At 38.1% G+C, this 22057-nt stretch carries 21 protein-coding genes and 1 other annotated feature (1 of these 22 only partly in view); of the genes, 20 read left to right on the top strand and 1 reads right to left on the bottom strand.

The features are described 5' to 3' along the window. Window positions 1-130 (top strand) — a binding site (T-box leader); it begins 155 nt to the left of the window's first position. An 83-nt stretch (window positions 131-213) separates the two neighbouring features. The 9 genes from P0092_RS14960 (at window position 214) to P0092_RS14920 (ending at window position 8952) form a co-directional block, all read left to right on the top strand. Next, window positions 214-693 (top strand): Lrp/AsnC family transcriptional regulator, encoded by a 480-nt coding sequence (locus tag P0092_RS14960; protein ID WP_004621574.1) that lies wholly within the window; start codon window positions 214-216, stop codon window positions 691-693. After that, the gene (locus P0092_RS14955; protein ID WP_004621575.1) at window positions 690-1853 is read left to right on the top strand and encodes a pyridoxal phosphate-dependent aminotransferase; all 1164 of its coding nucleotides are present in this window, start codon (window positions 690-692) and stop codon (window positions 1851-1853) included. The genes P0092_RS14960 and P0092_RS14955 overlap by 4 nt, the downstream gene beginning before the upstream one ends. A gap of 34 nt (window positions 1854-1887) precedes the next feature. Next, window positions 1888-2709 carry a Cof-type HAD-IIB family hydrolase gene (locus P0092_RS14950; protein WP_004621576.1) on the top strand — a complete coding sequence of 274 codons (822 nt, stop codon included), beginning with the start codon at window positions 1888-1890 and terminating at the stop codon, window positions 2707-2709. 68 nt (window positions 2710-2777) lie between these two features. Further along, window positions 2778-3900, top strand: a protein-coding gene (gene prfB / locus P0092_RS14945) for a peptide chain release factor 2 (RefSeq protein ID WP_004621577.1) whose coding sequence is annotated in 2 segments (ribosomal slippage) — window positions 2778-2852 and window positions 2854-3900 — 1122 coding nt in all. Because the reading frame shifts where the segments join, the coding sequence is not laid out codon by codon here. A gap of 16 nt (window positions 3901-3916) precedes the next feature. Next, complete coding sequence (gene larB, locus P0092_RS14940) at window positions 3917-4663, top strand: nickel pincer cofactor biosynthesis protein LarB (RefSeq protein ID WP_004621578.1); 747 nt, start codon at window positions 3917-3919, stop codon at window positions 4661-4663. Between the two features lie 69 nt (window positions 4664-4732). Then, a complete protein-coding gene (larC, locus tag P0092_RS14935) occupies window positions 4733-6019 on the top strand; it encodes a nickel pincer cofactor biosynthesis protein LarC (RefSeq protein WP_004621579.1) in 1287 nt (428 codons plus the stop codon). Next, a complete protein-coding gene (mnmL, locus tag P0092_RS14930) occupies window positions 6006-6950 on the top strand; it encodes a tRNA modification radical SAM protein MnmL/YtqA (protein WP_004621580.1) in 945 nt (314 codons plus the stop codon). Before larC ends, mnmL begins: the two co-directional genes overlap by 14 nt. 128 nt (window positions 6951-7078) lie before the next feature. Further along, window positions 7079-8602: a glutamine-hydrolyzing GMP synthase gene (gene guaA / locus P0092_RS14925; RefSeq protein ID WP_479692062.1), complete on the top strand. Its 1524-nt coding sequence runs from the start codon at window positions 7079-7081 to the stop codon at window positions 8600-8602. 224 nt (window positions 8603-8826) lie between these two features. After that, window positions 8827-8952, top strand: coding sequence for a hypothetical protein (locus tag P0092_RS14920; RefSeq protein ID WP_276186955.1), 126 nt, complete (start codon window positions 8827-8829; stop codon window positions 8950-8952). Between the two features lie 210 nt (window positions 8953-9162). Here the strand turns inward: P0092_RS14920 and P0092_RS14915 are convergent, their stop codons facing one another. Further along, a complete protein-coding gene (locus P0092_RS14915; protein WP_004621582.1) occupies window positions 9163-9645 on the bottom strand; it encodes a hypothetical protein in 483 nt (160 codons plus the stop codon). 264 nt (window positions 9646-9909) lie between these two features. Between P0092_RS14915 and P0092_RS14910 the strand changes: the two genes are divergently transcribed. The 11 genes from P0092_RS14910 to P0092_RS14860 are packed head-to-tail and all read left to right on the top strand — an operon-like array spanning window position 9910 to window position 22050. After that, window positions 9910-10266, top strand: coding sequence for a hypothetical protein (locus tag P0092_RS14910; protein ID WP_004621583.1), 357 nt, complete (start codon window positions 9910-9912; stop codon window positions 10264-10266). Then, on the top strand, window positions 10254-11054 hold the full coding sequence (locus P0092_RS14905; RefSeq protein ID WP_004621584.1) for a tyrosine-type recombinase/integrase: 801 nt from the start codon (window positions 10254-10256) through the stop codon (window positions 11052-11054). The genes P0092_RS14910 and P0092_RS14905 overlap by 13 nt, the downstream gene beginning before the upstream one ends. Window positions 11055-11060: 6 nt before the next feature. Next, complete coding sequence (locus P0092_RS14900) at window positions 11061-12638, top strand: FtsK/SpoIIIE domain-containing protein (RefSeq protein WP_004621585.1); 1578 nt, start codon at window positions 11061-11063, stop codon at window positions 12636-12638. A gap of 26 nt (window positions 12639-12664) precedes the next feature. Beyond that, window positions 12665-13588 (top strand): conjugal transfer protein, encoded by a 924-nt coding sequence (locus P0092_RS14895; protein ID WP_004621586.1) that lies wholly within the window; start codon window positions 12665-12667, stop codon window positions 13586-13588. A gap of 24 nt (window positions 13589-13612) precedes the next feature. Then, window positions 13613-13927, top strand: a complete 315-nt coding sequence (locus P0092_RS14890) for a TcpD family membrane protein (RefSeq protein WP_004621587.1) — start codon at window positions 13613-13615, stop codon at window positions 13925-13927. A gap of 14 nt (window positions 13928-13941) precedes the next feature. Then, window positions 13942-14418, top strand: coding sequence for a TcpE family conjugal transfer membrane protein (locus P0092_RS14885; protein ID WP_004621588.1), 477 nt, complete (start codon window positions 13942-13944; stop codon window positions 14416-14418). Further along, window positions 14411-16903: an ATP-binding protein gene (locus P0092_RS14880; protein ID WP_004621589.1), complete on the top strand. Its 2493-nt coding sequence runs from the start codon at window positions 14411-14413 to the stop codon at window positions 16901-16903. Before P0092_RS14885 ends, P0092_RS14880 begins: the two co-directional genes overlap by 8 nt. Before the next feature lie 5 nt (window positions 16904-16908). Further along, the gene (locus tag P0092_RS14875) at window positions 16909-19110 is read left to right on the top strand and encodes a CD3337/EF1877 family mobilome membrane protein (protein WP_004621590.1); all 2202 of its coding nucleotides are present in this window, start codon (window positions 16909-16911) and stop codon (window positions 19108-19110) included. Continuing rightward, the gene (locus P0092_RS14870; protein ID WP_004621591.1) at window positions 19103-20089 is read left to right on the top strand and encodes a M23 family metallopeptidase; all 987 of its coding nucleotides are present in this window, start codon (window positions 19103-19105) and stop codon (window positions 20087-20089) included. The genes P0092_RS14875 and P0092_RS14870 overlap by 8 nt, the downstream gene beginning before the upstream one ends. A gap of 4 nt (window positions 20090-20093) precedes the next feature. Next, window positions 20094-21347, top strand: a complete 1254-nt coding sequence (locus tag P0092_RS14865) for a hypothetical protein (protein WP_004621592.1) — start codon at window positions 20094-20096, stop codon at window positions 21345-21347. Continuing rightward, window positions 21325-22050, top strand: a complete 726-nt coding sequence (locus P0092_RS14860) for a CpaB family protein (protein WP_004621593.1) — start codon at window positions 21325-21327, stop codon at window positions 22048-22050. Before P0092_RS14865 ends, P0092_RS14860 begins: the two co-directional genes overlap by 23 nt. Window positions 22051-22057: the final 7 nt, after the last annotated feature.

Here is a 22057-nt window from a genome sequence, read left to right as displayed (position 1 = left end):
AGAAAAAGACGTTGAGGCCACGTTACAGGCTGATGGTGTAAGCAATAGTTTTTTATGTTGCCGCACTTTATTTAAGAGAATGCTACATAGCATTAATTAGGGTGGTACCGCGGAAACCTTCGTCCCTGTTTATACAAGGACACGGGTTTTTTTTATTGCTAAAAAAGATTAAGCCGCTGGGCTTCTAAAAAAATAAGAAAAGGGGAGATTTTCATGGAAGAAATTCTGGAAATATTAGAACATAATAGCAAGGCTAGTGCGGATGAGATAGCGGTTATGCTGGGTCTGCCTGTTGAAGAGGTAGCGGCGGCGATTAAGAAATATGAGGCCGACAAAGTAATAGTTGGCTACAGTACTTTGATTAATTGGGATAAAACTCAAAAAGAAAAGGTTACTGCTCTTATAGAAGTAAAGGTAACACCGCAAAGAGGTCTTGGGTTTGATAAAATTGCCGACAGGATTTACAAGTATCCGGAGGTTACAGCTTGCTACCTGATGTCAGGGGGATTTGACCTTACAGTTATTATTGAAGGACGAACTATGAAAGAGGTAGCTTTGTTTGTTTCGGAAAAGCTTGCCCCTCTGGAATCTGTCCTTAGTACAGCAACTCACTTTGTTCTGAAAAAATACAAGGACAAAGGTACAATTTTTGAGGAAAAGACTGTAGATAGAAGGGAGCAGATATTCCTATGATAATGAAGGATATGATTTTGGATAAAATAAAAAAAGTACCGCCTTCAGGTATCAGAAAATACTTCGACCTGATTAATGAAATGACAGATGTCATATCTCTTGGTGTAGGGGAACCGGATTTTATTACTCCCTGGAATATCAGAGAGGCGGGTATTTACTCTCTTGAAACCGGACACACACAATATTCCTCAAATGCGGGATTTATTGAACTGAGAGAGGAAATCGGCAAATATCTCAGCAACAAGTTTGACCTCCACTATAACCCGGAAGACGAAATTCTGGTTACGGTAGGAGGAAGTGAGGGAATTGATGCTGCATTGAGAGCTCTTGTAGGCCCCGGAGACGAAGTAATAATTCCTGAACCGAGTTTTGTAGCTTACAAGGGGTGTACAGGTTTTACAGGAGCTACCCCGGTTACCATTGAACTGAAGCAGGAAGATGATTTCAAATTAACCGCAAAGCAGCTTGAAGCTGCAATAACAGAAAAAACAAAAGTAGTTATAATACCGTTTCCCAACAATCCAACCGGAGCGATAATGAGCAGAGAAGACCTTTATGAACTTGTGCAGGTTCTCAAGGACAGGGATATAGTGGTTTTGTCGGATGAAATCTACTGTGAATTAACTTACGAAGGAAAGCATACTTCCATTGCAAGTTTTCCTGAAATGAAGGATAGGACGCTTGTAATAAACGGATTTTCCAAATCCTTCGCAATGACAGGGTGGCGTTTGGGATATGCTTGCGGACATAAGGACTTAATAAATGAAATGAAGAAAATACATCAGTACGCTATCATGTGTGCGCCTACAACTGCTCAGGATGCTGCTATTGAGGCACTTAGGAACAGTGAAGATGATGTAAATATGATGTCAAAGGAATACAACAGGAGAAGAAGAGTAGCAATTGACGGTTTCAGAAAAGCAGGTTTTTCATGCTATGAGCCTAAAGGAGCATTTTATGTTTTTCCATGTATTAAGAAAACAGGCCTTAGTTCTGAGGACTTCTGCGAAAAACTTCTTATTGAGCAAAAAGTGCTTGTAGTGCCGGGAACAGCTTTCGGTGAATGTGGGGAAGGTTATGTGCGTGCATGTTATGCTTCGTCAATGGAAAATATAATTGAAGCTATGAAAAGAATTAGGACTTTTGCTGATAAATATTGATTTGTGCAGAGGTACAAAGGAGTCGGAGGATGAAATGTACAGGTTGGTAGCAATTGATTTGGATGGAACCTTGCTGGATACTAACAAGGAAATTTCACAGAGAAATAAGACTGCTATACATATGGCAACGGAAAAGGACGTAAAGATAGTTATATGCTCGGGAAGAGTATACTCAGGTGCAAGGATTTATGCAAAGCAGCTGGGTATTATGGATCCCATAATAGCATGCAACGGAGCAATTATAAGGGAAAATACTGATGGCAAGGTGATTTACTCTGATTTCATGAATACAGGGGATTGTCTTAGAATACTTGATATTTTTCATGAGAACAACATATATTTTCATGTATATGCCGGAGAAACCATGTTGACTGAAAGACTTGATTATAACTCTCTAAAGTACTATGAAAAGAACAAGGCTCTTCCTAAAAAGGACAGAGTGGAAATTGACATAGTTACGGATATGGAAAGGAAGCTCAGGGAGTTGGACGGTAAAGTACTTAAATTTGTTGCGGTTTCTGATGACTCCGAACTGTTAGCAACGGTAAGAAAGAAACTGTCTGTTGTTGAAACCGTTGACGTAACAAGTTCTAACTATAATAATTTTGAAGTTGTTAATAAGGGTGTCAACAAAGGAAAGGCTCTTGAACGTTTGGCTGAGGTACTGAAGATTCCGCCTCAGGAAATGATTGCTATCGGGGATAATGAAAATGATATTCCTATGTTTAATTTTGCAGGCCTTGGAATTGCAATGGGAAATGCAGAAGACTGTGCAAAAGAGGCAGCTGATTATATAACTGCGACAAATACCGAAGATGGGGTAGCCAAGGCAATAGAAAAATTTATTCTTGGATAAAAATAATAGCAGAAAATTGATATGTCGGATATAATAAAAGTATTACTTAATTTGAAAGGGATGATTAAATGCTTGAACTGGAAGAATATAAGCTGGAGCTTCAAGGCTTGAAAAGCAATTTAGAGGAAATGAGGGCTTCACTTTGACATCGCTAGTATAAGTGATGAAATAGCGGAGTTGGAGCATAAAGCTTCTGAGCCGGAATTCTGGAATGATATGGAGAATTCCCAAAAGATATTGCAGAAGACTAAAATTCTGAAAACGAAGATAGATAGGTTTAATAATATAACCTCACAGTGGGAGGACTTATTTACACTGTCAGAACTTGGACTCGAAGAGCAGGATGAAAGTGTGATACCCGAAGTAGGTGAAGGTCTTCAACTACTTAAACACAATTTGGAAGCACTGCGGCTTGAAACTCTTCTTACCGGGCCTTATGACAAAAATAATGCCATTCTTACATTGCATGCGGGAGCAGGAGGAACTGAAGCTCAGGACTGGGTGCAAATGCTTCTGAGAATGTTTACAAGGTGGGGAGAAGCAAAGGGGTATGAAGTAAAGATTCTTGATTACCTTGATGGGGACGAAGCAGGTATAAAGAGCGTAACCATTCACGTAATTGGTGAGAATGCATATGGATATCTTAAATCTGAAAAAGGAGTTCACCGTTTGGTAAGAATATCTCCTTTTGATTCGTCAGGAAGAAGACATACGTCATTTGCGTCAGCAGATGTAATGCCTGAACTGGACGATACTATAGAGATAAACATTAATCCGGATGATTTAAGAGTTGATACGTACAGAGCCAGCGGTGCCGGAGGACAGCATATTAACAAGACTGATTCAGCCATCAGAATAACACATATTCCAACAGGTGTAGTTGTTTCATGTCAAACAGAACGTTCCCAGTTCCAGAACAAGGATACTGCAATGAAAATGCTGAAAGCAAAGCTGTTTGAGTTGAAAGAACGTGAACAGAAGGAAAAAATAGAGGATTTAAAAGGGGTTCAGATGGAAATTGCATGGGGAAGCCAGATAAGGTCCTATGTTTTCTGTCCTTATACTCTTGTAAAAGACCATAGAACCAATTATGAAGAAGGAAATGTTGATGCGGTCATGGATGGTGAACTGGATGGGTTTATCAATGCATACCTTTCAATGGAGAAATCTGATAATTCTATGAAGCCTTGATAGGAGACGTGAAAATATGAATTCAAATGAGCTTAAAAAGTTGCTTGAAGATGTTAAAAACGGCTCTGTTGATGTTGAACATGCGTATAAGGAAATTAAAGATTTACCTTATGAAGACTTGGGCTTTGCAAAAGTTGATCACCATAGGGCTATAAGAAACGGGTATCCCGAGGTAATATACTGTGAAGGAAAAACTATTAATCAGATAGTTGAAATTGTTGAAAAGCTAATGAAAAAAAATAACAATATTCTTGCTACTCGTGCTTCTCGTGAGGTTTATGATGCAATCAGCGAAATTACCTGTGATGCAGAATACCATAGGGCTGCAAGGATTGTTGTTGTAAAGAGAAAAAAGATTATTGTTTCAGAAAAAGAAATTGCGGTTATTACGGCAGGAACATCTGATATTCCTGTTGCAGAGGAAGCTGCAATCACCGCAGAAGTACTGGGAAACAAGGTTAACAGAATTTTTGATGTAGGTGTTGCGGGGATTCACAGACTTTTGTCAAAGATGGATGTGATTTCCCGGGCAAATGTAATTATAGTTGTGGCCGGAATGGAAGGCGCATTGGCAAGCGTAGTAGGTGGATTGGTTGACAAGCCGGTTGTTGCTGTTCCTACCAGTGTTGGTTACGGTGCAAACTTCGGCGGACTGTCAGCTTTACTCACTATGCTCAACAGCTGTGCCAGTGGAATCGGAGTAGTGAATATAGATAATGGATTCGGGGCAGGATATCTTGCAAGTAATATTAACAAACTTTAACTTATAACGGGACATATTCATGTGTCCCGTTTAATATATGAAACTATTTATGTAAATTAGGAGGAGCTAATGAAGGTTTTATATTTCGACTGCTTTTCAGGCATAAGCGGAGATATGACTTTAGGCGCACTGCTTGATCTTGGCATTGATAAAGCTGCATTTCTGGCAGAACTTGAGAAATTGAAGGTTGACGGCTATTCTATTGAGATAAAAAATAAATTAAAAAACGGAATAAGCGGTACTGATGTACATGTAGTGCTAGAAGAAACAGGGCATCATGAAGACGATGAAGAGCATCAGTACGGTGAAATACACCATATTGACCACCATCACCATGGAGAACATGAGCATACCCATACACACAATTCCGAGAGAAATCTTGAGGACATTGAGAATATTATTAATCACAGTGAGCTTAGGCCAAGAGTAAAGTCAATGAGTACAAAGATTTTCAGAGAGATAGCACGAGCAGAAGCAAAGGTTCACGGTAAGGGTATTAATGAAGTTCATTTCCATGAGGTAGGGGCCGTTGATTCTATTGTGGATATTGTAGGTTCATGTATATGCCTTGATTTGCTGGGGATTGAAAGAATATTTGCCTCGGAGCTTCATGAAGGAAAGGGCTTTGTAAAGTGTGCCCACGGACTTCTGCCTGTTCCTGTTCCGGCTGTAATGGAAATGCTGTGCAGCAGTAAAATTCCTCTTATCACAGAAGACATCCCCTTTGAACTGGTTACTCCAACCGGGTTGGCTATTATTAAAACCATATCTTCGGGGTTTGGTAAAATGCCTCCCATGTCCATTGAAAAAACAGGCTATGGTATGGGTAAAAGGGAAACAGGTCGGTTTAATGCTCTGAGAGTAGTCATGGGAAGTCTGTATCAGCAGGATATGATTCCAAATGATGAAATAAGCATACTGGAAACCAATATAGACAACATGTCTCCCGAAATCATGGGCTACACAATGGAAAAGTTACTTGACAGCGGAGCTCTTGATGTTTACTATACTCCTATTTATATGAAAAAAAGCAGGCCTTCAGCAATGCTGACGGTACTGGTTAAATGCGGAGAAGAAAAAAAGATTTCAGATATAATTTTCAGCGAAACGTCTACCCTTGGCATCAGAATAAGCCATTCACAAAGATTCTGCATGGACAGGGAGCTGGTAAAGGTTAATACTCAGTATGGAGACGTTCGTGTAAAGGTTGCAAATATCGGAGACATAATGAAGTTTGCGCCTGAATATGAAGATTGCAGGAGCATTGCCCTTAAAACAGGTATGCCCATAAAGGAAGTATATGAATTGGTAAATGAAAAATACAAGCAGGAAGGTTACGATATTGCTGTACAATAAATTCTCTGATTACCTTAAAAAAAGATATGGCTCCAAGGTGTACAAGCTTCCGTTGAATCTTCCCGTTACCTGTCCCAACAGGGACGGAAGCCTCAGCATATCCGGCTGTATTTTCTGCGGTGAAGAGGGAGCAGGCTTTGAAAACCTTTCCTGCACAATGTCGGTATCACAACAGCTTGCGCAAAATGCCAGGTACATAGGCAAAAACTATGGAAGTGATATTTTCATTGCATACTTTCAGAATTATTCAAACACATATCTTCCTTTTGAAGAATTCAGAAAAAATATTATTGAGGCCTGTCAGGAAGGCATAGTAGCAATATATATTTCTACAAGGCCGGACTGTATTAACGACAGATATATGGAATTTCTTGCTGATATAAAAAAGGAAAAGGGCGTTGATATTGTAATTGAACTGGGGCTTCAGACAGTTAATTACCATTCACTGAAAATTCTCCAAAGGGGGCATACTTTGGCTGAATTTATAGATGCGGTTATAAGAATAAAAAAATACGACCTTGAAGTCTGTGCCCACTATATTACTGATTTGCCTACAGATAGTATTGAGGATGTTATTGAAGGTGCTAAAATTCTGTCCGCTCTGGGTGTTCAACAGGTTAAGTGCCATTCCTTGTATATTTTGAAGGACACCGTTCTCGAAAAGATGTATTCTCAAGGTAAAATAGTACCTGTTTCAATGGAGGAGTTTATTGACAGGACGATAGCCTTTCTGGAATACCTGAAGCCTCAGATAGTTGTACAAAGATTAATGGGAAGGGCTCCTGCAGAACGGACTGTATTTTGCAACTGGTCAACTAGTTGGTGGAAAATTCAGGATACAATAGAGGCTAGAATGGTGGAAAATGGCAGTTATCAGGGAAGGTTGTTTAACTATTTGAACGGAAGTGCCTTAGAAAGGTTTAAGGATTAAATTTATTACTTTTTGCTATGCATAAAAGATAAAATTCGATATAATATAAAAATACTGTGCAAAAAAAGTATATTAATGTATATATAAAATTTTTTTATAAAGAGGAGCGGTTAGTTTTGAACAATGAAATGGTCTTAGTTCTCGATTTCGGCGGACAGTACAATCAGCTGATAGCACGTCGTGTAAGAGAAGCAAATGTTTATTGCGAGGTAATTCCTTATAACGCATCTTTAGAACGTATAAAATCATACAACCCAAAAGGAATAATTTTTACAGGGGGGCCTAGTTCTGTTTTAGATGAAGGAGCACCAAAATGCGACCCCGGTGTTTTTGAATTGGGAGTACCTGTTTTGGGTATATGCTACGGAATGCAGCTTATGAGTATAATGCTGGGAGGTAGTGTAACTGCTGCTAAGCAACGTGAATATGGAAAAGTTGAAATTTGTCTAGATAAATCACAGCCCTTATTCAATGATATTGAAGAAAATACAGTCTGCTGGATGAGCCATACTTACTATGTTGATACCCCTCCTCAGGGCTTTGAAATAATAGCAAAGTCAGCTAATTGTCCTACTGGTGCAATGCAGCATGTTGATAAGAACCTCTATGCTGTTCAGTTCCATCCTGAGGTAATGCATACTCCTAAAGGAAAAGAAATACTGAGAAACTTCCTTTACAATATATGTGATTGCAAAGGCGACTGGAAAATGTCTGCTTTTGTTGAAAACTCAATAAAGGCAATTCGTGAGAAGGTTGGAGACAAGAAGGTATTGTGTGCATTGTCCGGTGGTGTTGACTCATCTGTTGCAGCAGTTTTGATTCATAAGGCTGTTGGTAAGCAGTTGACTTGTATATTTGTTGACCATGGTCTTTTGAGAAAACATGAGGGAGATCAGGTTGAACAAATATTCAGAAAGCAGTACGATATTAATCTTGTTCGTGTAAATTGCGAAGATAGATTTTTGGATAGACTCAAAGACGTTTCTGATCCTGAAACCAAGAGAAAGATTATTGGTGAGGAATTTATAAGAGTATTTGAAGATGAAGCAAAGAAGATTGGAAAGGTTGATTTCCTTGTGCAAGGAACAATTTATCCTGATGTTATAGAAAGCGGACTTGGTGATGCAGCTGTTATTAAAAGCCATCACAATGTAGGCGGTTTGCCGGATCATGTTGATTTCAAAGAGATTATAGAACCTCTCAGAAATCTTTTTAAGGATGAAGTAAGAAAGGCCGGAGAGGAACTTGATATTCCTGAAGATTTGGTTTGGAGACAGCCATTCCCAGGGCCTGGACTTGCTATCAGAGTTATCGGTGATTTGACAAAAGAAAAGCTGGATACTCTAAGAGATACAGACTACATTTTCCGTGAAGAAATCAAAGCTGCCGGACTTGGTAGAGAAATCAACCAATACTTTACAGTTTTGACAAATATGAGAAGTGTTGGCGTAATGGGTGACGAAAGAACGTATGACTATACCTTGGCACTTCGTGCGGTAACTACTACAGACTTTATGACAGCGGACTGGGCAAGAATCCCATACGATATTCTGGAGAAGGTTTCTACTCGTATTGTCAACGAAGTAAAACACATCAACAGAGTTGTGTATGATATCACTTCGAAGCCACCGGCTACTATTGAGTGGGAATAAATATGTAAGTTAAATTGAAAGGGGAAAGCCTAATCAAAAGGCTTTCCCTTTTTTGAAAGGCAATAAAATGGTTAGAAATAAATAGTTCCCCACCAAAAGCCCCACCATTTACTTGGATTAACACAAAAAAATAACATCTCTTTTTATTTGGGAATTGAGCCACAAAGGCAGCTTGAAAATTAGGCTGTCTTTTTTGTGCGCTTAATATGAGAGGGGGAAGTAAATTGATTAAATTGAAAATGAGAAAAAGTATATCATATCATAAGTCAAATACGTACCAGGAGGAAGTGAAAAACTTTGGAGCAGAAGAAATTATTATACGGCGCATTATGGATGCAATTCAGGATTAATAAAAAAAGCGTTACTTTATATTTTGAGAAAGGTAGTAAGTTAGCTGATGTTACATATGGAAAGGAGTATTTTGGAAAGATATAGACAAGAGCGAATATACGATAGTTGGAACAGATATATAAATAGGTGTATATTTTAGACAACTAGACTAACAATGAGGACATTTGAATAGGAATGGGCTGCCATAGTTAGACAGCCCATTCCTAAATTTAATTATATGCGCCCCATATTGTATACTGATATAACCCATACATTGCATTATTGTTAGTATCAAAAACAAGTATACGGTACTCCCCAGGGCTTAGATTAAATACGTTAGCATATACACTGGAAACATTTGAAAAGGTATTATCATAGTAAGCCCTCATATAGTCAGGAGATGTAACTAAAAGACGATAATTTGAATTTGTGGTAAAAACTGCACTAATACTTAGCCTTCCATTTTGTGTTAGTCTCCAATTCAATTCATTGTCTGCTTGACCTAAAAAAAGTGGGCCGTCATTTGGGAGGTAAAGATTATTCTCAAATATAAAGCCCCTCCACCATCCACTGGGACTATCAGTTCCAACAGGAATAAAATTATTGCAGTTATTTGGGTCGGTTGGGCAGTGTGCAAATGCTGGAATGCTCGTTGCCATTGCTAGAGATAAAACACAGATAAAAAGTAACATCTTTTTTGTAAATCTTTTCATGGTAAGAACCACCTTTCTTTTATGTAATGAAAGAATGGTATCATATTAAATGTGTAAAAAATGTAATAAAATGTAAAACGTATAAAATTTGTGTATTTTGTTTTCAAACAACTAAGAAAAAGAGGAATCTACATAATGTATGATAAAGAAACAGGATAATTATATTCTTACAGAGGATAAAGAAAAATTAGCTGATATAGTGGCTGATGATAAGGAAGAATAGGCATTCGTAAAACAAATACATGTTGAGGGGGAGGCACCAATTTGAAAATCATAGAGGCTTTGAATACATTTACAAAAACAGTAAGCTATTTAGTGAAAGTACCTTCCAATGGTAAAAAGCTGTATATAGAAAAGGGAGAGTACATATTATTTAAGCCTCAATCTTTCAGGACAGCACTATCTAGGTTTACTCCCGAAAGCAGCAAATATAATAAAAAAATTGAAGAATACCTTAACATTTACAAGACTCTGGGGCTTATTTCAACGGATAAAGACCGAACCAGATTTACGAAAACCCAAAAGATTGATAGTAGGGTAATGAAAGTAGTTGCGGTGAAGAAAACAGCATATGAACTTTTATTGAATATGGAAAAGGAAGAAGGAAAATGTGGTACATAGACATTGAGGTTTATGATATGGCTCTGAAGGAGCTTGTCAGTAAAAAGAAAATCACCAAGGATACCGCAGTAAAATATTTGTCCTGTATAAATCAGATTAGTAAGCATACTGACGGAAAAATTGATATCAATACATTGAATGCTTTTCTTGTAGACAAGCTGAAGGATGAAAGGCAATTTTCACAGTATGTATCCGCAATAAGAAAATATGAGACATATGTGTTGAAACAATCTGAATCAATCTTATTCGGACAGTCGTACATTAATCTAGTCAATCATTTTAAAGAGATTCCCCGTAATACAAGAGCAGCCGGATCAGGAATAACAGATGAAACGGTGGCTAGAAAAATCAATGCAATCAGAAATGAAAAACTGAAGCTGGCATTCAGACTTCAACATAAAAGTGGTTTACGTGTTAAAGAGATATCTGACCTTTCAAAGGAAGATATCTCTTTTGACGATAACGGGCAAATCACAATACATATAAGAAGCGGAAAGGGACGTAAATCCAGAGATGTCCATGTTCGGGAAGATCCGTACCTGTATGAACGCCTGAAAGATTTTGCTGAGAAGTCCGATGATGGTAGGCTTTTTTACAGCAGATCATATTTAAAACAAAAAGCGGCTGAATATGGTTTTGAGTCGCATGATCTCAGAAGGCATAATGCAAGAAACCGTTTTAAGGATGAAGTAAGTGACGGGCAAACTCAGAGACAAGCCAAAAAGACCGTTCAGAAGGAATTAGGACACGAAACCGTTTCCACAACAGAAATATATTTGAAGGAGTGATTTTGATTGTCATCATCAGGAGATAAGCAGGTCGAAATGTTAGGTGAATTTATCATAGGATTTGTAAAAGGTGTATTCGACTTTTTTGTTGATGTTAGTGTGGGGATTCGAAAGTTGCCGGAGAAAACAAGTAATTTCATTTTTCTTGCTATCAATGCTGCCATAGGAGCAGCTATTTTTTATTTAAGAAATAGAATAGCCATTCATGTACCTCTGCAATACAGAATGGTAGCAGATATTGCTTTATATTTTCCGCTCGCAATGCCTTTGATTTATTTATATTGGAAAGGACAGGACTACCGTAATTTTATAAATACATTCGATAAAAAATTTGAATCAATAGGCTTCTATGATAAAGGAAAGCATAAAACAAGGAATATCAAAGGCGAATGGAATGAAAGCAAGGGTTATCCCAAATTTATCGGGGAAAAGAAAGAAGGTAAGAAAGTCATTTACTCCTTTAAAAGCAATATTCCTGTTTCAGAATGGAAAGCCCGATGCCTTGATCTGGAAACTGTAATGGATTGTAACATTATTAAACTGGAACACACAAAAGCATCAAAACAGATAATCAGTTTGCATACAATACCCACACATCAGGGGTTAATGGATTTCATACCATGGTCGGACGATTGTGTAAGCCAAAAGGATTTTGAATTGGTTGTAGGTGTTGCAATGCTGGAGGATGTGGTATTTGATTTGAATAAAGTACCTCATGCTCTGATAGCAGGCGTCACCGGGTCCGGAAAGTCTGTTTTGCTTAGATGTATGCTCTGGCAGTGCATTAAAAAGGGTGCAAAGCCATATATGATAGATTTCAAAGGCGGTGTTGAATTCGGTACGTTATATGAGCAGTTCGGAGAAGTTGTAACTGAGCGCCAAAGAGCACTTGAAATTTTAAAGGAGCTTGTTGCTGAAAATACTGCCAGACTGAATAAGTTCAGGGAGATGGGAGTAAAAAACTTGCCTGAATACAATGCCATAGCAGAAAAGAAGCTCTGCAGAATAGTTATAATTTGTGATGAGATAGCAGAGATGCTGGATAAAACAGGGCTCGGCAAAGCCGATAAGAAAATCTATGAAGAGATTGAAAAAGAAATGTCAACTCTGGCCAGGCTTTCAAGAGCCACAGGCATTAATATGCTGCTTGCTACCCAAAGGCCTGATGCTAAAGTCATACCGGGACAGATAAAAAACAACCTGCCAATAAGAATATCAGGCCGTATGGTAGACCCTCAAGCCTCAGAAATGGTTTTAGGCAATACAAAAGCCACTGATATGGATGATACCCGGGGAAGATTTATGTATTCCGTAGGAGCCGATACATTTGAATTCCAGGCATATGCTTTTGAGGACAAGTTCCTGAGAAAAGGTGATTATAAACAGGGAGAAATGCTTACGAATTTTGACGATTGGGATAACGGACCGTATGACGAAGAAAGAGTATATATACCCTGCGGAGATGATTCCGCTGCAGCACAAGAGTGTATCGAGGAATCTGATAATAATATATCGCTGGAAACTCCGGCAAAACCAAGCAACTTTGATAATGAGGAAGGAGATGATGAACTGGAGGGGTTTTAAAAATATCATATGAAGGAGGTGAGAATTTGAAAGATAAAGTTTTAAAACTTAAAAGTACCATGCCTCAGAAAATAGGGAAAATACTACTATGGACTTTAGTAGTATTTTTGTTATTAAGGGGTATCGGAACGCTTTTTAAGCAGGACGAGACAGTAACGGCTCAGACCTTGATTAATTCTTATGTAAAAGACTCCGAAGCTAAAAAAACTGTTGAATTTCAGGGGAAAGCATTTGCAGAAAGCTTCTGTTTGGAATATTTAACCTTGAATGGACGGGATACTGAAGGCTATTTAAAAAGGCTTGTTGGCTACATTCAAAAGGATATCGACATGAATATGAATATGCTCACAGATGTAAGAACCGAAGCTTTTAGTGCAGATGGTTATAAGCTTATGTGGACTTCTGACAATACCTTTACAGTTGATGTCAGGGCAAGGGTAAAGTATTTTAACGTAGAAGCTTCATCTTCTGAACTAGTGAAACAAAATGAATTAATGAAGGATTATCAGATTAAGGATGTATGTCTGCGGATTCCGGTACTTGAAAAAGATGGACATTTCCAGATTACAGGCTACCCAGCGTTTATCCCTGGTGAAGATAAGGCAAACGTTGAAATTAAGCCATATTCAGGAAAAGAAGCGTCAGAAGGAACCAAAGAGGCCATATTGAGTGTAATGGAAAGCTTCTTTAAAATTTATTACACCGGTAATCCCGGAGAAATCAGCTATTACATGTTGGATTCTACTAAGACTCTTAAAGGACTGGAGGGAAGATATGAGTTTGTAAGCCTTAATGATATTACAGTCTATCAAAACACAGAAAATAGGTACTACGTAATCGTTAAACTATCAATTAAAGACAGCACTAACGGGGTAACTGTTCCACAACAGTATAAAATCGATCTGGTAAGAAAAGAGGACAAATACTACATTGACAAAATGAATGTCTAATAATTAAAAATGGGGGAATTAAATATGTTATTTTTAAAACGAAATATGCCTAGAGTAGTTTCAGTTTTAATACTGGTTATTGTTTTTTCACTTATGGCTGTGAATGTATTTGCAGCAGGGGAGAATTTCGGGCAGAATGCATATACTTGGCTTCAGTCACAAATCTGGTTTATTGCACTGTTAATAGTAGCTGTAATATGTGTACCGTTCATAATGAAAAAAATGTGGATGCAGTTGGCCGGTTTTCTTGTATTGGCAGCAATAGTACTTTACATAGTCAATGATCCCACAGCACTCAAATCATTAGGTTCAACTATTTGGTCGAAGGTATTTAACTAGAGAGAAGGATGAATATGGAGAATGAGAACAGGGTAATACTTAGGACATATAAATCGGTATGGAAAATACCAAGAAAAATTTATTCAATAGACAGTATTAAGTTGTTTGTGCCCGTTGATGTGGATCAGGCAATGTATTTTGTAGCAAGCTTGTGTATTACATATTTATTGCTTAAAATATTGCCGTTTCTCAGCTATCTGCCTTTTGTTTTTAAGTATGCTGCAATTCCGTATGGTCTGATGAAGTTCTTTACAAAGCAAAAACTTGATGGTAAGCTCCCTCATAAATTCTTTTTGGATTATATGGCTTTTCTAATGTCTCCGGGTAAGCTGGTAAGGTTTAAGGCAGTGGATGGATATAAAATCAAGAATGTCTGTTTTTCAACTCCTATAATATTTAGAGACTTATTAATTGTTAACAAGACTGAAGCTGCCTTGAATCATAAAACTAAAAAACAAAAAGGAAAGAAAGGAGGGAGAAGAATTGTTTGATTTTCCGGTAAAGTATTACGAAGATAACCTTATATTTAATAATAGCTATAAAGAGTGCTGGGCCATGTATAAAATGAACGGATTCAATTACGACTATAAGTCAGATCAGAATAAAATATCAATACTGAATAGTCTGGCAAGGTTTATAGCCAATATTGGAATTGAAGCAAAAATATTGATTATTCCAATGTCGCAGAACATTGACGAGCACTATAAGAACATCATTGGCAGAATGCAGAAAAAAGATAACCTGTATATAAGGGCTGAAGCACATGCAAAAGGTACGGGTGTATATCTTAAAGAAAAAATAGGCAAAAAAGGCAGCAGCAATGATTATGTTGTTTATGTACTGACAAAGCTGAAGAGTAGTGATAGTATCATTAAAGATCTTAAGGATGGATTTGAGTTCTTTATAAAGAGTCCAACCAGATTTCTTTCAGAACTTTTTTCAGTTGAAACAAAGGAACTCTTAAAAAGAGAAATAGACTCATTCTCATTGCTCGCTAATTCCTACATGAAGGAACAATCAAAAAGAATATCGATAAAAAAGGCTGATTCCATTGATTGCCAGTGGCTTATAAGAAGAATGTTCAGACGTGGACTGGGAGATGTGAAACTAAAATATAATCTAAGCGACGGTGAGCTTATCTCATGGAGTCCCTTTGCAGAAAGGGTAACCCGGAACGGAGAAACTGCAATAAGAGCTCATAAAAAAGATATACTTACTTTAAGTGAAGGACTTGTGGATCACAAAAGCTTTAAAAAATGTATCAAAATTGATCACGGAGACGGGACAACCTCTTGGCAGACCTTTCTGGCAATTAATCATATCCCTGATGGTATTGAATTTCCGGGGAGTGAGTGGCTTTTAGTTCTTCAGGATTATCCGGTTCAAACTGAGGTATGCATACATATTGATACTATAGAACATAAGCAAAGTATACGGAATATTGGAGGTAAAAGAAGAGAGATCCAAAGCCAGATAAAGCATATTGAAGACAATAGTGAAGACGTTCCGGATGAACTGGCCGACTCAAAGGAATTTGCAGATGCTCTGGAATCGGAATTGAAGGCTTCAAGAGCTCCGATTACAAGAGCATCTATCACATTCTGCTTAGCTGCGGATAATAAGGAGCTGCTGGATGAACGGGCAAATTTCATAAAAGAGGTTTATGAGGACTTTAATTTCGTAATTGAAAGACCTGTTGCGGATCAGCTGAAGTTGTTCATGGAATTCATTCCGGGTGCTGGGAGATATATGAACGATTACATTCAGCCATTACCGCCAAGAACTCTGGCAGGTGGTATGATAGGAGCAACCAGGCTTCTTGGTGATAACGAGGGCCCCTATATCGGAACAACCGGAATACTTGAAAAATGGGTATTCCTTTCAATGGGAGCAGCCTGCTTGCAAGACAGATCCGCTTCGGCCGCATTTCTGGGAACCCTGGGTGGAGGTAAATCATTTAACGCCAATTTGTTGATGTACTTAAATGTACTATACGGTGGCTGCGGGCTTATATTCGACCCCAAGGGCGAAAGATCCAAATGGCTTGAGGATTTACCTGAACTTAAAGAATACATAAATATCATAACGCTTTCGTCAAATGAGGAGGATCGGGGCAAACTTGATCCTTTTATCATTTATAGGGATAACCTTGATGAAGCAGGCGAACTTGCACTAAATATTCTGGCAGAGCTATATAAATTAAATCCAAAAGACGATGAATACCTGGTAGTCCTAGAAGCAATAAAGTGGACTAAGCAGCAGGAAAAGCCGTCCATGAGTGCCTTGGCCGGAAGGCTCATGGACTTTCCCGAAACCGATGAATTCAAAAACGTTGCAAGACGTGTGGGAAGGCGTATAGCTTTACTCAGGGAAGCAGGGATGGCAGGACTTTTGTTCGGAACCGGAGATGAAGAAGGCCTGAATATAAAGAACAGGATTAATATACTGCAGATTCAAAATCTGGTTATGCCGGATCCTTCTACACCCAAAGATGATTATACTCAGGAAGAGACAGTATCTACTGTGTTAATGCTCCCTATTGCAAGCTTTGCAAAGAAATTCGCAATGAGTGACCGAAGCATATTCAAAATCATACTATTTGATGAGTCATGGGCCTTGTCTTCAACTCAGATGGGGATAAAGCTTATGAACTTCCTCGCTCGTATGGGCAGATCACTTAATGCAGGCTGTATATTTATTGGTCACTCCGTAAATGATCTGAAGGGTGAAGGAATTAAAAATGCCATAACCTATAAGTTCTGTTTCAAAACTACAGAGATAAATGAAGTAAAAAGAGTTCTTGAATTTCTGGATCTGGAGGTAACGGAAGAAAACATTAAGGAAGTCCAAAACCTGGAGAATAGAGAGTGCTTGTTTATGGATCTTGACCGGAGAGTTGGAAAGCTGAAGTTTGATGCGGTATTCGAACATCTAATAAATGCATTTTCAACCACTCCGGTTGAAAAAGGAGCGTGAGGAGGATGGGCGTAATTAGGAAATTAATTTGCTCAGTTTTTATATTACTTTTCACAGTCTTAACTCCAATCACTATTCATGCTGAAGACGGGCCCAGCTCATCTGCCTTTTCATCTCCACTTGATGACATATTCAACAGCAAAAATGCAAATGACCATATAAGGTATAGAGATAATTATAGTCTTGATACAATAGACGGTAGCATGTTCAGTTTATCCGACTCTATTCAGAATGGGCTGAATTCATTCGCAAATGTCCTTTTTCAGGTTCAGGTGGTTTTTGCATATATGCTAATCACAGTGTTTTATTACAGCTTTGAACTTGATATTTATGGAATGCTCTCAGAAGTAGTGAATACATTCATGCATGAAATGAAGACATCTATATTCGATGAACTTTCTCTGATTGCTATTTTAATTCTCGGATTGTTTTTTATCATTAAAGTAATTCAGAATCAAAAAACTCAGGTATGGGTGGCCATAATACAAACTGCTTTGATTGTTGCCATAGCACTATATTTTTTTAGTAACCCTATGCAAATACTCAAACACGTTGACAACGGTTCAAAGGCCGTATCAAAAAGTGTATTGGCCGGAACATTCAAAGCAAACAACAGTGGTGCATCTCCTCAGTCGGCAGTTATGGCAGCAGTTGATAACATTTGGTCGGCATATGTACATCAGCCATGGCAAATGCTTGAGTTTGGTAATATGGAAATGGCTAAGAGAGAAGAAAATAAAATATTGTCTCTTCCTCCAGGGAGCAAGGAACGGAAAGAATACATAAAGAAGTTAGCTGAGGATGAGAAACATTTTACTCCTGATTGGGGAGTCAAGAGACTGGGACTTCAGATTGCATACGCCATACCGCTAATGTTGATTTTCGCAGTGATTGCTATCATGTGTTTCTTTATGATTTCCTATCAGGTGCTTACCATTCTTTTCACGCTGTTGGGAGCATTCGTTCTGGTAATGGCACTGATACCCTTTTTCGGCATGAAGATCTTGCAGAATTGGGCTGCCAAAATTATAGGGTTTGCATCAATAAAAGTAATTATCTGTTTTTGTATAGGAGTAATGCTTGCATTTATGACAGCTATTTTCAAACTTTCAGATCAATACGGATGGATATTGACACTTTTGCTTGTGGTGATTATCGTGCTGTCCATAATATGGAAAAGGGAAGCTTTGCTGGAGATTTTCACACTCATCAGACTAACACCGCAAAACCCGTCTATGATAAACAAGCAGCTCCGAAAGGATTCCAATGTTGAGTCAAGGATCAATGGCTATATGGGATCAAGAATGTCCGGCTTTAGAAATAAAAAACCCGGTAATTCAGAGGAAAAATCAAATGGTAAGTTGTCAGACAAAAATGATACAAAAGGTACCAGTGATAATACTAAAGATGAAAAGCCAAAAAAACCTAAAAAACAAAAGGAAAAACAGAAATCAAATAGTGGCAGTACTGGGACAAAGGAAGTCGGGCAGCCATACAGTTCATCTTCAAATGGTAACGCATTCACTCCAGAAGCCTCATATTCCGGAATTTTGAATGAAATGAATGACGATCAGACGGAAGACAACAATAACTTCAGACAGCTGATGAAAAAGGCCGAAGAGATTCTTCAGAAGCAATATGAGATATCTAAGCTGGAGGCTGAAAATAAAGCTGACAAACTACAAAAAGAACCTGAATATTCTTCATTTGTACGAAAAGCCGACACAAGAGAAGCTCTGGGAGCTCCGAAGTTTGAACAACGTGAAATAATTGCGGTAGCAAACAACTTGCAGAAAATCGTTGATGCAGGTGGAAGTCCGGAGGAACTTCTATCCAGAAATGAAACAAGTAAATCTCCGGAAGCTGAATCCAGACCAAAGGACGTTATAGGACTTGTGGTTAACGGACAGCAGCAGTCGATTGATAGAGGTGAGGCATACAAAATCATTGTACAAGATGCTGCAAAAGATTATACAAATGAGTTCAACCAGGAGTACAACAAAAAGTATGATGACAAATTTTTTGAGGATCTGATAAAGCGTTACGGTCAGCAAAATGTAAGGCAGATTTTAAGCAGGATGAAGGAAGTTAAGGAAAAGGAGGGAAATATAAAGAATCCTGCAGGTTACCTGACACAGAGCCTTAAAAATTCAAGTATGGAAAATGGAGGTTCCATGAGAAGCAAGGGAGCTGATAAGATTGACTAAAAAAGGTATAAAGAAAAAGATAATTATCACCGGATCAGTACTCCTGATGCCATTGTTCTTGATCTTTTTTCTAATGATAATGTTTACGCAGAGATCCGGTACCGGCAGTAATCCTATTGTTATGGCAAAAGGCCTGGACATACCGGCAGGGTTTCTGAGTATTGCAAATAAGGCCGCAACGGAAAATGGTATTGAATTTGCATTTTTTTTAACACTATCTGCCGGAGCAGCCAACTTCAATCCGGATAACTTTACAAATGAAATCATTCCGGAAGTGTTGGGAAAAGCAAAAACTTGTAATCCGGATTCACTACCTGATAGCTTAAAGGAAATTTACAGTATCTACTCAAAATACTACAACGACCTCAAAGTTGGGCCAATTCCAAAATCAAAAATTATAACAACTACAGTTCAGAAGAAACAAAACAACGATGATAGTAAACAACCGGCCGACGGCACAGAAGCCGGTTCTGAAAACGACCAACCGCAGTATGAAACAACTTCAACTGAGATACAGTACACTTATTCACATTCAGACGATTTTGGAGCACAGAGAACCTTCGGTGGTGACAGGGCTCATGAGGGGAACGATATAATTGCTGATGGAGGAGTCCCCATAGTTTCAATTACAGATGGTGTTATAAGAGATATGAACTGGAATGATTTTGGTGGAAATATAGTAGGTGTCCTTACTGACAAGGATACCTATTTTTATTATGCACACATGAGAGGATTTAATACAGCCTTCCATGAGGGGGATCGGGTTAAGGCAGGAGACGTTTTAGGGTATGTCGGTAATACCGGATACGGTCCACCCGGTACGTCCGGAATGTTTATAACTCATTTGCACCTGCAGATTGGAATTAAGCTGGAGGGCCAAAAGAAACGTTTTTATATTAGCCCATACAATATTGTAGCTTATCTGGATCAATTCAGAATTACTTTGCATGAAGAAGCAAATGTTGGAGGAGGTGACTGATATTATGAAAGTGATACTGGCTACAGGAAGCCCTGAAATTGATAAAAGGATTCAATTAAGTGAGAATCATACCCTGGTAGATAATGTGGGTGATTTAACCGAATTGATGGATCTGCTGAACTATATATCAGTAGATATTCTGATTGTAAATATGTTGCTTGATGATGCAGAAGGTGAGCTGCTTATCAGACTATCTAATACGGCACTTGATAAAAATATAAAGATTGTACTGCTAACAGATAAAATAGAAAGCTATGCAGAAAGAATTCTGGTAAGCAAATTGGCTAATTTGTCCGTACATGCCTTTATTACATTTGAGAAACTGAATAACAAAGTTTTGGAAAATGTATTAAGCTTTTATCCGGAGAAATTTGATTTTTGTTTATTAGCAGAAACGATTATAAAAGAAAAGCCTGTTACTGTTAAAGAAGAAAAAATAATTGAACGAATTGTTAATTTCCATAACAAGGTGATCACTGTAGTCGGAAATGCAGAACTCGCAGCAGAATTGGCAGCGGTCGCAGGCCGACATTGCGATAAAAATGTTATGCTGATGGATTTTGATTTCTTTGATTCCGGTATGGATGCAGCTCTGGGCATAGAAAATCAACTGGAGGATCTGCCGGATGTTTTTGAACTTATTGACAATGGCAGTCTTGACAGAATGAAACTGGAACAATGCTGTATCAAGTTGAACAAACTCAATGTATTCTCTTTAATTCCAAAGTTTTCACAGTATAAATACAGTGAACTAATTAATAAACCAATCAGTCAGCTAATTGATTTTGCATATAAAAACTATGATTTAACCCTGCTTCATGTCAACGGATCCTGCCTTGATTTGTGTGCAATCTCTGTTTTACAGAATACCGATCATATACTTGTCACAATGCACGGTGACAGGATCAGCAGGAGACAGGCAGAGAACTATACAATTTATATGAGGGATAATCATAGGATTGGTCAGGATAAGTTTCACTTTGTTCTGTTTGAGTATAACGAAAAAACTGATGCTCTTCTGGGATATTTCAATGCGAATCTTCCGAGAATGGCATCTATCAGTTACAGTGAGAAACGATGCAGGTTCAGAAACAGCAAAGCTTCATATGCCCGAAGAATAAACGGAAGAAATCTTGAGGAGTACTTAAAATTACTTGGTACGTTTAATATTTCAGAGAGTCACAAAGACAACAACAAATCTAAAATATTTTTAAAGAAAATTCTTGGAGGTAAAAATGGGAAAAAGGTTAGTAATTAAAACAGTTCTTATTTGTATTGGCATTTTTATTATCCTGTCTGCAACAGCTTGGTATTTTATTTTTAATACCTATAAGCTGGATACGGAAAAGAATGTAACGGTACTTGCGGCATCAACTAAAATTGATGAAAATACAATCATTAATGAAAGTATGATCAGGAAAAAAACAGTAAAAGCCTCTGCAGCAACCGAAAACATGGTTAAGGATATAAGCGAATGTACGGGAAGTAAATCCACCGGACTGATTAAAGAAGGAGATTACATATACCGGTATAACCTTATATCCAAAAGCAAACTATATGCTGATGATATCAGGGCAATTGTATTGCCTGCGACAATAGAGGATAGGGCTGCAAACCTTGTAAAGAAAGGTTCCCTTGTAGATATCATTGTCCAGCCTAAAGAGGCATCGGGAAGACCACAGATCGTTTTATCAAAGGTCAGGGTTGATATGGTATTTGATGACTCAGGGATCAATACAGAAGGCAGCGAAGTCGGAAGTAAAAAAGGCTTTATAAAACTGCTGTTAAACAGCAACCAAAGGGCAAAAATATATTCTGCCAGACTTGCAGGCACACTTTCTTATGAGCTTTACTGTGACGAAACACAGCTGCCCTCAAAAGAAAACTATGTAATTCCCACTAAGACCAATAATAATATTTCAGATGAGATAAAGAACGGAATTCCGCAAACAGAAAAATAAAAAGTAA

Origin of the sequence: Ruminiclostridium papyrosolvens DSM 2782 (assembly GCF_029318685.1) — a bacterium.
GTDB classification, from domain to species: domain Bacteria; phylum Bacillota; class Clostridia; order Acetivibrionales; family DSM-1351; genus Ruminiclostridium; species Ruminiclostridium papyrosolvens.
Note: the sequence above shows the minus strand (reverse complement) of the source record. Positions and strands in the feature narration are given on the sequence as shown.